Annotated in this window: 9 protein-coding genes and 2 pseudogenes; all 11 read right to left on the minus strand. The window is 54.2% G+C overall.

The window, feature by feature from the left end:
• Positions 1 to 16 precede the first annotated feature (16 nt).
• Positions 17 to 1,111, minus strand: a complete 1,095-nt coding sequence (locus HGO40_RS13020) for a carbon-nitrogen hydrolase family protein (protein WP_183140456.1) — start codon at positions 1,109 to 1,111, stop codon at positions 17 to 19.
• 316 nt (positions 1,112 to 1,427) lie between these two features.
• Positions 1,428 to 2,178 (minus strand): annotated as a pseudogene (locus HGO40_RS13025) (IS30 family transposase); the annotation flags it as partial.
• 388 nt (positions 2,179 to 2,566) lie between these two features.
• Complete coding sequence (locus HGO40_RS13030; protein ID WP_250963325.1) at positions 2,567 to 4,060, minus strand: aldehyde dehydrogenase; 1,494 nt, start codon at positions 4,058 to 4,060, stop codon at positions 2,567 to 2,569.
• Positions 4,061 to 4,091: 31 nt separating this feature from the next.
• Entirely contained in the window at positions 4,092 to 5,096 is a 1,005-nt protein-coding gene (locus HGO40_RS13035) for a DMT family transporter (RefSeq protein ID WP_353050726.1), read from the minus strand.
• A 19-nt stretch (positions 5,097 to 5,115) separates the two neighbouring features.
• Entirely contained in the window at positions 5,116 to 6,528 is a 1,413-nt protein-coding gene (locus HGO40_RS13040; protein WP_250963327.1) for an aspartate aminotransferase family protein, read from the minus strand.
• 61 nt (positions 6,529 to 6,589) lie between these two features.
• On the minus strand, positions 6,590 to 7,990 hold the full coding sequence (locus HGO40_RS13045) for an APC family permease (RefSeq protein ID WP_122306046.1): 1,401 nt from the start codon (positions 7,988 to 7,990) through the stop codon (positions 6,590 to 6,592).
• A gap of 292 nt (positions 7,991 to 8,282) precedes the next feature.
• Positions 8,283 to 9,416, minus strand: coding sequence for an AraC family transcriptional regulator (locus HGO40_RS13050; RefSeq protein ID WP_250963328.1), 1,134 nt, complete (start codon positions 9,414 to 9,416; stop codon positions 8,283 to 8,285).
• Between the two features lie 323 nt (positions 9,417 to 9,739).
• Complete coding sequence (locus tag HGO40_RS13055) at positions 9,740 to 11,206, minus strand: flavin-containing monooxygenase (RefSeq protein WP_250963329.1); 1,467 nt, start codon at positions 11,204 to 11,206, stop codon at positions 9,740 to 9,742.
• Positions 11,207 to 11,333: 127 nt separating this feature from the next.
• Positions 11,334 to 12,695, minus strand: coding sequence for an LLM class flavin-dependent oxidoreductase (locus HGO40_RS13060; RefSeq protein WP_250963330.1), 1,362 nt, complete (start codon positions 12,693 to 12,695; stop codon positions 11,334 to 11,336).
• Between the two features lie 35 nt (positions 12,696 to 12,730).
• The gene (locus HGO40_RS13065) at positions 12,731 to 13,225 is read right to left on the minus strand and encodes a flavin reductase family protein (protein WP_122306042.1); all 495 of its coding nucleotides are present in this window, start codon (positions 13,223 to 13,225) and stop codon (positions 12,731 to 12,733) included.
• Positions 13,226 to 13,395: 170 nt separating this feature from the next.
• Positions 13,396 to 14,715, minus strand: a pseudogene (locus HGO40_RS13070) (OprD family porin).
• Positions 14,716 to 14,860 lie beyond the last annotated feature (145 nt).

Here is a 14,860-nt window from a genome sequence, read left to right on the forward strand (position 1 = left end):
GTTTTTGAGCATTGACCTATTTTTTAAAAAGGTCTTTTGTATCGATCTGCTCGTCTGGCGTTGACTCTTCAACCTGGGATAGTAAATTGATGACTGGCCGTGTCGGAATACCGTTGAGTTGGTGTGTAGTCCCTGGGCCGCTCTCCGGTGTGCTTCCGTGCCAGTACTCCACTACGTGCCGTGCCGGAGTCCGGTTGATGTGCAATTGAAATATGTCAGGGCGTGAGTAGTGGCCAACGGGATCGGCCCCGCACTTTGCTCCATCGATCAGGTCAAAATCGAGATCAGCAATTAACAAACCTTCCTCATCCAGAGCGAGCTTATTGCCGAGACTTTCACCGTTCGGTCCCCAGATTCGACTGCATCCGCCGCCAACTTCGAAGGTCTCGCGACTCATATCGTCGTAGGTGAAATAATCGACGCCTTCCTGACTGATGATGTTGTGCGCTTCAAGGACAAATACCTGACCCTCAACTGCGTAAGTTCGGTTGGCTGCATGCGTGACATCGGGAGCGAAGGATTCGACCAGTTTTGCGTGGTTCGACATGTTCGGCCAAGCTGCCACATGGATTTGTTCGCCCATGCTAAACAAGGCGTATTTCGAGAGTGGTTGAAAGTGTTCCCAGCAATTCAGGGCGCCAACCCTTCCCACAGATAATTGATGTACCTGTAAGTCTGCTCCGGTCCCATCGCCAAAAATTGAACGTTCAACGTGCGTAGGCTTGATCTTACGTCGAACAGAAATAAGTGCGCCCGTTTCGTCAAATGTCGCTTGAGACATGTAGAGGCTGCCCCGGTCATATTCGGAGAAACCCATGACAACGATGATATTATTTGCGCGTGCAGCAGCCGCTATGCGTCGTATTTCCAATCCGTTTCGTGTAATCGAATTCCTCTGATAGAGCTGGCTAAATTTTAGTCCGAAAGTAAACGGACCTTGCCAGATCCATCCGGGATAGCCCGGGATGAACACCTCGGGAAACGCAATGATTTGGACGCCTTGTTTTGCAGCTTTCTGAATCCACTCGATTGCTTTGTCAATGCTGGCGTCCTTGTCCATCCATACTGGCTCCAACTGAGCCACTGCTGCCTTAATTTTGTTTTTCGTCATGATTTCCCCCATGCATCTGTTTAGTGATGTTTTTTTTGTTATCGAAGTGGATGAAAATTCAGGGCAGTAATTGAAATGTAATATCGCTCGGCAAAATCACGACATCAAATGAAAAAAACCGATCCTCTCCTGTCGAAAAATTCGATAGTTGGGATCGGTCTTTACTCTAAGTATGCGGCACGATGCACCCACTTCAATTCAATAACTGTGTTGCACTCAGCTCCTGCAACCGCCAAACGTATTTTTGACAGGCCCACGCAGTATTAGCCAGTTCGATATAGCACGCGTCACAAGTCTCCATACCTTTCACAACTACAGCCATTTGCATCACCTCACCCATCATTTCAATCGGGCATTTGAAATAGAAGCGTTTACGGGGGCGCATTTTTAGTTGCAACGCAATGGTATCCAACTGTGCCCGGCTGTGTCCCGACAAGTCCATCCCCTTGGGCAGGTACTGACGAATCAGACGGTTGATGTTTTCGTTGCTGCCGCGCTGCCAGAGCTGTGCGGGTCGCAGAAGTAAATGGCCACGCCGGTCTGTTGGGTGATTTCAGCATGCCGCGCGCGTTGGCCTTGCCCTTGATCAGATCTCCTTCCCAATGCCCAGGCATTAGTCTGTCTTCGATCTCCGGCGGGCGCACATGGATGCTGAGGGGAGCTGGCCGCGCCAATCCACCCCTCCAGATCGCGGCCTGCGTGTCGTCTTGCTTTGGCGCAGACAGATCCGACCGGCAGGGCATAGATGGCGTTGTAGATCGTCTCGCGACAGACGTAGGCATCTCCAAGGTTGGGCATGTTCATACTGCGCAGCTTGCCGGCAATCTGCTCGGGAGACAAACGCTCACGCAGCATGTGGGTCACCAACTCGAATCGCTCGCTACCCGGCAACAACGTTCGCAACGGTCGACAAGCCTGTCGGCGGGCCTGGCATCTGCTTCTGGGCCATGCGGGCCGAGTAGCCGCCGCAGGCAGGTCGATTACGGCGCAGCTCCCGACTGATGGTCGAAGGCGATCAAGCAGGCAATCCTGTTCAGGCTCAAGCCTTTGGCATGACCGATTTGAATGGTGGCGCGTTCTTCAACGCTGAGTTAGGAATAAGACCTAGGGGCAGCACCGTACCGGAAAGGTCAGGTGTTGCACTCAGTTTTTGCCGCCGCCGAGTCTGACCATGTTTATGCGTTTGCTCGAGGAGCGATGCGCAGCGCCGGATCTACTGATTTGAGCGATGTCGCAGCCACCCATTAGCAGGTTCTGCGCATGTAATTGTCAGTGTTGGTCATCACGAAAGAATCGGTCGACGTCTATGTGACCATTGGCAAATGCGGGTGAGATTTTGCGTATTCATTAATGCTGGTGCCGGGAACCGGTCAAAAACAGGCATGGCCAAGTTGCGACCATGCCTTGGGGCAACGCTAGTCCTCGGATTGCACGAGACGGCTGGGCTCTGATTTTTTACAACTTGATCCAGGTCGCCTTCAGCTCAGTGTACTTGTCGAAAGCATGCAACGACTTGTCGCGACCGTTGCCCGATTGCTTGAAGCCACCAAACGGCGCGGTCATGTCGCCCCCATCGTACTGGTTGACCCACACGCTACCGGCACGCAGGGCCTTGGCGGTAAGGTGTGCCTTGGAGATGTCGGCAGTCCACACCGCAGCAGCCAGGCCGTACGGACTGTCGTTGGCGATGTTAATTGCTTCCTCCACGGTATCGAATGTAATCACCGACAGCACTGGGCCGAAGATCTCTTCCTGGGCGATCTTCATCGCGTTGTTTACGCCGTCGAAAATCGTCGGCTCAACATAAGTGCCACCCGTTTCCTCAAGGATGCGTTTGCCACCGGCCACCAGTTTGGCGCCATCGGTATGGCCGGATTCGATATAGGACAGCACGTTGTTCATCTGCTGCGTATCCACCAATGCACCAACATTGGTCGCCGGATCAAGCGGATTACCAGGCTTCCAGGTTTTCAGCGCTTCGATCACCAGCGGCAGGAAGGTGTCCTTGATCGAACGTTCCACCAGCAGACGCGAACCGGCGGTGCAGACTTCGCCCTGGTTGAAAGCGATGGCACTGGCCGCTGCTTCGGCGGCGGCTCGCAGGTCCGGTGCATCGGCGAACACGATGTTCGGGCTTTTGCCACCGGCTTCGAGCCAGACGCGCTTCATGTTCGATTCGCCTGAGTAGATCAGCAGTTGTTTGGCGATCTTGGTCGAACCGGTGAACACCAGGGTGTCGACATCATTATGCAAAGCGAGCGCTTTGCCGACAGTGTGACCGTAGCCCGGTAGCACGTTCAGTACACCTTTCGGAATGCCGGCTTCGATGGCCAGCGCAGCGATGCGGATGGCGGTCAGTGGCGATTTTTCCGACGGTTTGAGGATCACCGAGTTACCCGTGGACAACGCCGGGCCGAGTTTCCAGCACCCCATCATCAGCGGGAAGTTCCACGGCACGATGGCGGCGACCACGCCAACCGGTTCGCGGGTCACCAGGCCCAACTGATCGTGCGGGGTGGCGGCCACTTCGTCGTAGATCTTGTCGATCGCTTCACCGCTCCAACTCAGGGCTTGTGCCGCGCCGGGAACGTCGATGTACAGGGCGTCGCTGATCGGCTTGCCCATGTCCAGGGTTTCAAGTAGCGCGAGCTCTTCGGCGTGTTGCTTCAGAAGGCCGGCGAAACGAATCATGGTGGCTTTGCGTTTGGCCGGAGCCAGGCGCGACCAGGCGCCGGAATCAAATGTGGCGCGGGCGTTTTTTACGGCGAGTTGGGCGTCGGCAGCATCGCAACTGGCGACATGCGCCAAGAGACGCCCATCGACTGGACTGATGCACTCGAATGTGGCATCCGACACCGCATCGGTGTATTCGCCATTGATGTAGGCGCGGCCTTCGATCTTCAGGTCCCGGGCACGTTGCTCCCAGTTAGCACGAGTTAGGTCAGACATGGCGAATTTCCTTTTTGTTGGTATTCGAAGATTATGGCTTGTGTACTGGAACGTTCGCTGGCGGGTGCGATCTGCGCTTTATCAAGGCGCACGCCACTCCCGTCAGGGTCAGTGCCAAGGCGGAGAGCTCGTTTATGCCGATGTGTTCGCCAAGCATCGCGGCCCCGGCGAGCACACCCACGATAGGGGTCAGCAAGGTGCTGATGGATGCAGTGGTGGGGGGCAGCTTTTTCAGCGCGTAGAACCACGCGATGTAGCAGATCCCCATTGGCACCAGTGTCATGTAGATAAAAACTGACCAACCAACCGCCGTGATTTTTGCCAGGTCAGCGCTTTCGAACAGCCAGCCATAAGCAAGCATCGGCAAGCTGCCAATGCCGAGTTGCCAAACCGCATTGGCCAATGGAAGCAGGGTCGGAGGCCTGAACGCCACGGTCGCCAAGGCGAACAGGATAGCTGCTGACAAGGCAAATAAGACGCCCAGTGTCTTGTTCATTCCCAGCAAAGCATTATCTGCACCGAACAGGATCAGAATCCCCGCTATGCATAGTCCCAGACCTAGCAGGCTGGCCGGGGATGGGCGCCGGCCAGTGATTGGCCAAGCCAGCAAAACGGCCCAGATAGGCATGGTATAGACCAGTTGCGCGCCTTGGCCTGCGCTGAGCCATTGCATCGACAGCGTCGAAAAACCCATCCAGATAGTGACATTGAACAAGGCCGCTATCACTAGCCGCCGGTATTGATCTCTGGGTACGCTGAGCGACTGACCACAGAATGTAGCGAACGCGGCCATCAACAGTGATGCGCAGAGTCCGGCGCTGCCGCGCGCGAACAGGGGGGGGCATTCCTGGAGCAGCAGTTTCATTGCTGGCCAGTTGAGCCCCCAACCGGGGGAGGTCACGAGCAGGCAAAAGACCCCAAGGTAGGTCGATCCGGACTTCATAAGGCGCGTGAACCCAGCGGTGGCCGGCACGTGCGCCAATGAGGCGCACGGTCGAGCATTGCCATCTGATTGAGGCGGGTAGGACTGATACATTTTTAAACGATCAGGACGGTCAATCGAAGCCGATTTCGATTTGTTGGGTCAGCACGGCATCCAGTTGCGCAACCAACCAGTCAATTTCTTCTCGTGAGAGGATCAAAGGTGGGGACAGCTGAATAAGCGGCGTCCCTTCATGGTCAACTGCAGCGCGACACAGCAAGCCCGACTTGAACAGGGCTGGCGCCAGGCGGGTGGCGACAAACTCAGTGGACGGTACGCTCGATGTCCAGGTGCGGTCGGCTTTATCGGTGACCAGCTCGAGTGAGTAGTGGAAACCGTCACCTCGTACGTCTCCAACGATGGCATGGACTTTCAGTGCTTCGAGCTTGGCCCGGAAGTAATCCTGATTGTTGCGCACGTTTTCCAGCACGCCCTCACGTTCCATGATCTCGATATTGGTCAGCGCCGCGGCACACGCAGCTGGATGACCACCATAGGTCAAACCATGCAGAAACATTTGGTGCGGGCCGTTGAGGATTGGCTCCATCACCGCATCGCTGGTAATCATCCCCCCCAACGGGAAATAGCCTGAAGCGATACCTTTGGCGAAGGTGATGATGTCCGGTTTGAGGCCGTAGCGTGTCGAACCAAACCACTCACCGAGGCGGCCAAAGCCGCAGATGACTTCATCGGCGACTAATAGCACGCCGTATTTATCGCATAACTGGCGTACCCCTTCGACGTAGCCGGCGGGCGGCGTCCGGCTACCGCCAGCATTTTGCATCGGTTCGATGAAAATCCCCGCAACAGTATCCGGGCCTTCCTGAATGATCAGTGATTCAATTTCATTGAGCAGGAAAGCCGTGAATAGCGCTTCGCTTTCACCTTCCGGGCGCATGTAGCGTTTGGTGTTGGATACATGTCGAACGCTGGACATCAAGGGCTCGAAGGTCTTGCGAATGTTGGTCATACCATTGAGTGAAAGCGCGCCATAACTGGTGCCATGGTAAGAAACACGTCGGGCGATGAGTTTGGTTTTGGCATGATCGCCCCGAGCCAAGTGATACTGGCGGACCAATTTCATTGCCGTTTCATTGGATTCCGAACCGCTGGAGGTGAAGAAAACCCGGATCATCTGCGGCGGTGCCAGTGAGGCCAGTTTTGCCGCCAGGCGGATGGAGGGCTCGTTGGCATAACCCCAGTTAGAGAAATACGGCAGTTGGCTCATTTGGCGTTTTACCGCCTCGCCAATTTCTACCCCATGGCTGTAACCAATATTCACACAGTACAGGCCGGCCAAACCATCGAGATAGCGGTTTCCAGACTCATCTTCGACCCAGCAGCCTTCGCCACGGCTCATAATCGTCAGTGGGGCGCTATCGTAATAATCAGCGTGGGTGAAGTGCAGGAGCAGGTGTTTCTTCGCCAGAGCCTGAAGTTCTTCATTTTTATTAGATGGGGCAGTAATGTTCTCAAGAATAGTCATGTGAAATTCTCTTATTCAGATTGTTGAAGCAACCTTGGTGTGGGTGCTGTTATGGAAAGTTCTAGGCTTCGTGCTGATGCAATTGCGGCGTGGGACGGCGGAACCCCTTTGTCAGCCAGAGCAGGTAGAGCAGACCGCCAGCCAGCCAAGCCAGGCCGACTTCGAAAGTGGTCACAGAGAGACTGGTCCAGAGCCAAAGGGTCAGGCTTAGGCCGATTAGCGGAATCAAGCCGTAGCGCAGAAGGGCCTGAGGTCCTCGCAACCCTTTGTCCCCGAGGAAGTGTTTGATCACGGAGAGATTGACAAAGGAGAAGGCGGTCAACGCGCCAAAACTGATCATTGTCGAGGCCAGGTCAAGACTGATCTCCAGTGCAATCAGAGACAGCAGGCTCACGACCAGGGAGGCTGAAACAGGCGTTCCGAATCGCTTGCTGGTCACGCCAAAGATGCGCTTAGGGAGTACACCGTCACGGCCCATAGCAAAGAGAATCCGCGAGACACTGGCTTGTGCGGCCATCGCGCAGGCGAAGCACCCGGCGACATAGATGGCCGTGAAAAAAGCCGAAAGCAGTTGACCGCCCACATGCTGCATTAACTGTAAACTTGCCGAGTCGACGTCCTTGAATGTGCGCCAGTCTGGAAAAGCCACGTGACCAACGTAGGCAACGAGTATGAATAGCGAGCCGCTTAGCAAGGTGCACAGCATGATGGCGCGTGGGAGGTTGCGCTTTGGGTTGCGTGTTTCTTCGGACAACGTCGACACCGCATCGAAACCCAGGAACGACAGGCACAGCGTGGCAGCACCGCTCAGCAGCCCTTGAAAATTCATATCAGCACTGAAAAAAGGTGCGGAGAAGGAAACCGGAGGGCCATCGCTGATGGAAACAACGGAAGCTGCGATGAATACGACGATAAATACGATCTGGACTCCGATCAGGCCGAAGTTGACCTTGGACAATAACTTAATGCCAACGACATTCAGTACCAATACACCGAGGATGCTGCCACAAATCCACACCGACATTGGCACGGTGGGGAAGTACTGGGCCATGTAGATGCCGATAACTAGGTAACAGATCATCGGTATGAACAAGTAATCGAGCAGCAATACCCAACCGACCATGAAGCCGACCTTTCCGCCGAATGCGGAAGTTGCATAGGCGTACGCCGATCCAGCATAAGGTAGCGAAGCGGCCATGCGGCCGTAGCCGTAAGCGGTGAACAACATGGTAATCAGAGTGACAACATAAGCAGCGGGTAGGTGCCCTGATGTTGTCTGGGTAACCAGTCCATAAGTGGTGAAGACGGTCAGTGGCACCATATAGGCCAATCCGAACAGAACGAGTGAGGGCAACCCTAAGACTCGTGACATGCGTTGCGTCGATTTCGTACTGCGTTGGCACAAGTCGACAGCGCTGGATAAATCATCAAGGGCGGCACCCTTTACGGTTATCTCATTCATTATTTTTATTCCTGTACGTGGTTGAAGTCCAACGAACGGGCGGTTTCTGGGTCGCCACATGCGAACTCATTCTCTTGCCGAAGTGGCGAGTGAAGTCAGAGCCAAGCAGGACAAAACAGGGGATAAATCCGGACAATACGATTCGCTGCCAGCGTTCGTCAGCGGGAGGCTTTTTGACTCATGAACGCGGCGCGCAGGGGGAGGCCAAGTGATTCACAAGTCTCACTTGGCGTTTGGTGGCTTTTATGGCCACGGTCATAACGGGGGAAGGGATAAGCGAGTGCGGGCGCGATCAGCTGACAGGCTGGTGGCGGTATTGGCTAGGCGAGACACCTGTCCAGCGGCGAAACGCATGGCGAAAACTGGCGATGTCGCTATAGCCGAGGAGTTCCGCAATTTCGGCAATTTTCATTCCTTTTAGTAACAAATCCTCGGCCCGCTTCTGGCGAGCTCCGCTGAGTAGTTGCTGGAAGGAAACATCAATCGATTTCAGGCGGCGTCGCAGCGTCCTTTCAGTGAGGCATAAATGCTCGGCCACACGCCCCAGCGTATCGAATTCACTCAAATTTCGTGACAGCAATTCGTTTATCTTCGATACAAGATCCTTGGAGGATTTCGTTATCAAATCGCGCTCCATATCGAGGCATTGCTGGTAATGCTCTTCGCCGCTGACAGCATTGGCCAGTGCAGCAGGAGCGAGCAGCAAATCACTGGGGAAATAGATCGCGTTCTCCGGGGCTCCGTATTGAACCTCACGACCAAACAATTCGGTGCAGGATTCATGGTGTGAGGGGCGAGCGTATTGCAGAGTGACCCTGAGCGGCTGTATTGGACGCCCGGTAAGATCCTCGATTATCGACATGATCAAAGCCAGCATCATGTCCGCGCACATGGGTTCGAGCAGCTTCGCGTAGTTGAAATCGTCAAAAACAATCGCAGTCCGGTCACCCTCATCTCGGATGGTAATGCTGTAGTACAGGCCCATTAACAATGGGAAGGCGCTCAGGCACTGGATGGCATCCTTGATCGTTGCGCTGACCAACATCGTGTAGCCCGGCAGGCCGAAGCAGGAAACGTGCAGACGCTTTCCGATCTCAAGCCCTAACGTCGCATCGCCACTCAGTACCAGGAGATTCTCGAAGACTTTCAGCTCTTGTTCTCGAGTCAGTCTGGTTGAGGGGGAGTGCAGGTGCTCGACCTGTAAATGACAGTCATGCAGCACCGCTTCTGCACTCAGTCCACGCTGTCGGGCAAGATCAATGACCATAGCGATGACGTGAGCCGTTGCGGGTATCTGGCCGGGATGTACAGAGCGAAGAAACAGGCTTGTCTCGTTCGCTTGATCTGACAACCCCGGTTTAACGCCGGCGGGACGGCTGTTGAAGTGCGCAGGGGGAGAGGTAGCGACTTGTCGTGAATGATGCATGGGTGCCCTCGAACGGATTGCCGGCCACAAAACGGGTACGAAGTTTACCGATTTTCATACCCCAATCCGGAAACCATGAGCTCAACATATTTCCGGTAGCTGTGTAGAGCTAAAGCAGTTTTCATACCAAATAGATTGGCAGCCGCTGCAGCTGGGGCAATCAGTGCGGCTTGCTCCCTCCCTGAACGCGGCAACGACCTCCCGCCATCGAGTGAACGCCCCTTTTTTGACCTGACTCATGCAAAGTCAACAACACTCACCGTTTTGTTATTCGGCCCATCGACCTTGCCGCGCTACGTTTGCGACGTAACGAACGTCTTTGCTCAGGACAGATAGTTGTAGTCATCACTCTGCCATTTTGCTGTGAGCACTTCGTATTCGTCGAGAGTGCCTGACCAGTTATTGATGATTTTCCCTGCAGCATTTTTGTACCAGCTGGAGCATTCGGATGAGAAGGCGGATGACAGCATGTTCGTTTGCAAACGGTCATTGAAGGAATCGAATTTATCTTGCTTGACGTCGATGGCCTGCCGACTGTGTGCCAAGCCTTCGATGACCTGAATGATGTATCTCTGCTGGATTTCAAGCAGTGAGATGATCGAGTTGTGGTTCAAGTTGGTATTGGGGCCGTAGATCATGAGCATGTTGGGGAAACCGGGGACGCTCATTCCCAGATAGGCTTCGGCGCCTTCGGCCCAGCGGCTGTGCAGGGGTTGTTTTTCCCGGCCGACCACCTGAAGGTCACCTTGAAAGGCCTGACTGGCAAAGCCGGTACCGAAAATCACCACGTCGAAGGCGTGCCGTTTACCTTCCTCGGCGACGATGCCTTCTGGGGTGAATTCTGCCACCGCGGCCGTTTCGAGCGCGACGTTTTCGCGTGTTAACGCTGGGTAATAGTCGTCCGAGCGTAGAATACGTTTGCACGCGAACTCGTAATCCGGCACCAGTTTGGCCCGAAGTGCTTCGTCTGGCACCTGCGCTGCCAAATGCGCCATAGCCATCTTGATGCCTTCTTTTTGGGCGTCGGTGCCATGGCGGGTGCGAGCATAGCCATCTTCCCGAAACGCGTGCAGTTTATTGCGGCTTTGCATGAACAGATCGGGTGTGCGCTCAAAGGCATCCAGTTCTTGTTGCGTAAAGACGATCTGATTGCGTGGCATGATCCAGTTGGCGCTTCGCTGAAACACTGTCAACTGGCTGGCAACTTTGGCGACTTCAGGCACGTATTGTACCGCGCTAGCTGCAGCGCCGATGCTCGCAACTTTCTTGCCGACCAGATCGATATCGGCCGGCCATTGTGCAGAGTGAAAGTATTGGCCGGCGAAACTGTCCAGTCCTTTGAAGCCTGGTACAACCGGTCTGTTGAGCTGTCCCCAGGCCGGGACAAAGAACCGTCCCTTCAAGCTGCGGCCATCGCCCAGTTCAAAGTCCCATTCGTTCGCTTCTTCGTTCCACTGCGCTCGGACAAGTTCAGTGTCCAGGCTGATGTGATCCATTAGCTCATAACGTGATGCCATGGCGTCGAGGTAGCGAAGCAGTTCATCTCGATCGGCATACATTTTGCTCACACGCAAGTGTGGATAAAAGCTGTAGCAGTACAGGTGTGATTCAGTGTCGCAAGCAGCGCCGGGGTAGTTGTTTTCGCGCCATACACCACCAATTCGGTCGCCGCGCTCCAGGATGATGAAGTTCTCGATCCCGCGCATTTTCAGTTGCGCGCCCATACCCAGGCCTCCGAAACCGGCACCAAGTATGACGATTTCGTAAGATTGCAGATCAGTGTTCAACATGTTTCGATTCCTGATAAATAGCAGAGATGGCATTTATGGCGGCTCGCTGCGGCGTTCGGCACTCGCCAGGCTACTCAAGGCCCGACTTGCTCTGGAAGCGAAGGGACCATACCTGTCATGGGCTTGATTAGATTCGATAGGTGGCCCCTGGATGTGGAGATTGCAGCAAGCGGCTTTGGCTGAAGAGTTTTTCCCTCAACGTCCCTGGTGTGTATTCAGTCTTGTAGATTCCTCGCTCTTGTAGAACAGGAATTAGCAACTCGACGATGTCCTTGATTGTGTCCGGCGCTACGGCATACGCCAAGTTAAAACCATCGATATCGGTTTCTTCTACCCACTGTTGCAGTTCATCGGCGACTCGTTGAGGAGAGCCTACGATCAATGGACCAGAACCGCCTACAGCAATGTGCTCGGCAACCTCACCTACGGTCCAAACCCTGTTCGGATCGGAAATGGTGAAGCGATCAATTGCGGTGTGCATGCTGTCGTTGCGGATATGCTTGACTGCATCGCCCGGATCACAGGAAGAGAAGTCAATACCTGTCCAGCCCGACATTAACGTCAATGCGCCTTCATAGCTGGCGTAGTGCTTGTATTCGGCTAGTTTTTCCTCTGCTTCCGCGTCAGTTCGGCCAACAATCAATGTCATCATGCCAAACACAGCAACACTGTCGCGAGCACGTCCTTCCGCGACCGTTGCAGCCCTGAGTTTTTTTACAGTCGCCGCGAGCACGGTTTTCGTTGGGCTGCTGGCGAATACGCATTCCGCATGGCGACCCGCAAATGCCTGCCCTTTTGGCGATGCGCCAGCTTGATAAAGAACGGGCGTCCGTTGGAGGGAGGGTTCGCTGAGGTGGATACCTTTGAGTTTAAAGAACTGACCATCGTGATCGACCGGGTGAACTTTGCCGGGATTGATATAAATGCCGGTTTCGACATTGCGCTCTACCGCATCTTCTTCCCAGCAGCCTTCCCAGAGCTTGTACATGAGCTCCATGTACTCTTCCGCGATTTCGTAACGCGTATCGTGGCCTGTTTGTGCCTGCGCGCCGCTGGCTTTTGCTGCACTGTTGAGGTAACCCGTTACAATATTCCAGCCGATTCGACCATTGGTTAAATGGTCCAGCGTGCTCATTTTTCGCGCAAAGGTATACGGCGGTTCATAAGTCAACGAACCTGTGACGCCAAAGCCCAGGTGGTTGGTGACGGCAGCCATGGCTGGGACAATCACGAACGGATCGTGGCTCGGTATTTGAACAGCGTTGCGCAATGCCGCGTCGGAGTTGCCGCCATATACATCATAGACACCAGTAACGTCTGCCAGGAAAAGCCCATCAAAAAATCCTTTTTCGAGCGTCTTCGCAAGTTCCTGCCAGTAAGCGATAGTTTTGTATTCAGACGACCGATCACCCGGGTGACGCCACAATCCCTGGGACTGATGCACGGGGGTGTTCATATCAAATGCATTAAATAGAATTTTTTTAGACATTATGTGTATTCCGTTGGTCAAACTAAGCGTTAAAATTATTTATTCTCTAAAGTTGCATACTTGCCGCTATGGTATACAAGCGGCTCACCACCATTAATCGTTGTATTGATCACTCGACCAATTATAATGGTGTGATCGCCACCGTTATGAGATTCGTGAACCTCGCACTCGCCATGCGCTAAAGCACCCACAATGCATGGGCTGCCTGAGATGCCTTTATAAAAGTTTACATGGTCAAACTTGGCTTCGGATTTCGACGCAAATAATTGCGAGACTGTACTTTGTTCTTTGCTAAGAAAATTTATGCAAAAATGACCGTTGTCGAGGATCGCACTCAATGTTTTGGAACTATTATCGAGACTCACCAAGAACAGTGGAGGTGTAAGAGAGAGTGACATGACGGCGGTCATTGTAATGCCAGCACAGATACCATCATCGTCCGCAGTTGAGATTACGGATACGCCAGCTGCAAACTGGCCAGCGAATTTGCGCAGATCTACCTCTGGCGTTTTTTGATTTTCAAGTTGCATGATGTTTCTCCTGTTTGCCTGAAGAGATAGTGCGCAGCGTCACTCATCAATTCAAACGAATTATTCTGTACGTTTGACTTCGATTTTTTCGATGTGAATGTAATTGCTGATTTTTTCGCAGGTTTGACTTTGAACGCCTATGCGATTTGCGGCTGCTCTCACCCGTTGAGCTACTTCAGAAAACTGAGATCCAGAGGGTAGTCGAGGATGATTCGGGTCTGGTCGAGGTCGTTGGCAATTGCGCCGTAGTCACCTCCAGTTCGCATTGAGGCGTGCATCAAGCGCAGTGACAGGTTCCTGGCGGGGCCACTCTGTAGGACGTATTTGACCCACAGGTCACGCTCCCATTGCGAGCCATCGCGCACTGCCCGGTAGCGAGAGTAGGCGCCGCCGGCGTCGCTGCCGTCGATATTGGTGCCGCGAAGGTAGCGCGCGGTGAAGGTCAGGCCCGGCACGCCGAGCACCGCGGCATCCAGATCGTAGCGGGCGCTCCAGATTTTTTCGTTGGGACTGTTGAAGTCACTGCCCTGAGCGGCTGAATCCAGTTCGATATCGAAACTGTTCCAGACATAGTCAAACGGCTGGTCGCCATCAATCTGCGTATAAGCCAATTCGACCTTGTGTCCACCCAGGGCATAGCCGACGCGGATGCTCCAGGAATCGTTGCGAATATCACCCAACAAGCCCGCGCCGGTATTGCGCGTGCGGTAGTAGTTGACCCCGGTATTGATTACGCCGCCGATGTACAAGGGCAGCCGGTAGTCAATCGAGGCAAACTGCTGGTTCCAGATATCGTCCAGTTCGGAATCGAAGAGTTTGATCTTTAGGTTGTTGATGCCGGTGTAGCTGCCGCCGTAGTAACTGACAAACTCACTGTCAGTCTGGCGCCCGCTATAGGCCGTGCCCAATTTCCCGCCATGATTGGGTTGCGCCCGATCGCTGCTGGAGAAAAACCGCCCGGTGTTCAGTGTCAGGCCATCGAACGAGCGGTCCGTAGCGTTCCAGCCCCTGAGGGTTTGTGGCAACAGACGAATGTCGCCGTACTTGAGCACCGGTGAATCGGGGAACAGATCGCCGTACGCCAGTTCGGTTTGACCGACGCGCATCTTCAGTGCGACGCCAGCCTTGGAGTAGCCGCTTTTCGGATCGCCCTAGTTGTCTCGCGAGACGATGCCACCATTACCGATGCCATCGCCGACCCGGCCATTACCGCCGTCGAGTTTCAGCGCACCCATGTAATGCAGGTCCAGGCCAAAGCCTACCAACCCCTGAGTATAGCCAGAGTTGTACTTGGCCAGGATCCCTTGCGCCCACTCTTGGCGATAACTTTGGCGCTCGCCTTCAGGATTGCGGTAACTGCCGTTGCGGTTGTCGGCGTTCCAGTAGAAGTTGCGCAAGCCCACCGAAGTCGTACCATCTTCTATAAAACCCTTGACCGATTCTGCCGCGCCCACCACTGCACTGCTGAGGCAGACACCAGCGCCGGCCATCCCCACGGTAATAAATTTTGACCACAAAGTGCACTTCCTTTTTGCCAACAATGAGTACTGTCGGCGCGAGTTTTTTATTGTTATGAAGCACGTTTGCAGGGAGCGCCGATATGCCGGACTTTTGATACGTTGGTATACGTCTAGG

The sequence above is a fragment of the Pseudomonas sp. CG7 genome (genome assembly GCF_023701885.1).
Classification (GTDB): Bacteria; Pseudomonadota; Gammaproteobacteria; order Pseudomonadales; family Pseudomonadaceae; genus Aquipseudomonas; species Aquipseudomonas zanjanensis.

Coding starts and splice junctions, on each gene's coding strand:
- HGO40_RS13020 (WP_183140456.1), bottom strand. CDS start 1,111: ATGACGAAAAACAAAATTAAGGCAGCAGTGGCTCAGTTGGAGCCAGTA.
- HGO40_RS13030 (WP_250963325.1), bottom strand. CDS start 4,060: ATGTCTGACCTAACTCGTGCTAACTGGGAGCAACGTGCCCGGGACCTG.
- HGO40_RS13035 (WP_353050726.1), bottom strand. CDS start 5,096: ATGTATCAGTCCTACCCGCCTCAATCAGATGGCAATGCTCGACCGTGC.
- HGO40_RS13040 (WP_250963327.1), bottom strand. CDS start 6,528: ATGACTATTCTTGAGAACATTACTGCCCCATCTAATAAAAATGAAGAA.
- HGO40_RS13045 (WP_122306046.1), bottom strand. CDS start 7,990: ATGAATGAGATAACCGTAAAGGGTGCCGCCCTTGATGATTTATCCAGC.
- HGO40_RS13050 (WP_250963328.1), bottom strand. CDS start 9,416: ATGCATCATTCACGACAAGTCGCTACCTCTCCCCCTGCGCACTTCAAC.
- HGO40_RS13055 (WP_250963329.1), bottom strand. CDS start 11,206: ATGTTGAACACTGATCTGCAATCTTACGAAATCGTCATACTTGGTGCC.
- HGO40_RS13060 (WP_250963330.1), bottom strand. CDS start 12,695: ATGTCTAAAAAAATTCTATTTAATGCATTTGATATGAACACCCCCGTG.
- HGO40_RS13065 (WP_122306042.1), bottom strand. CDS start 13,225: ATGCAACTTGAAAATCAAAAAACGCCAGAGGTAGATCTGCGCAAATTC.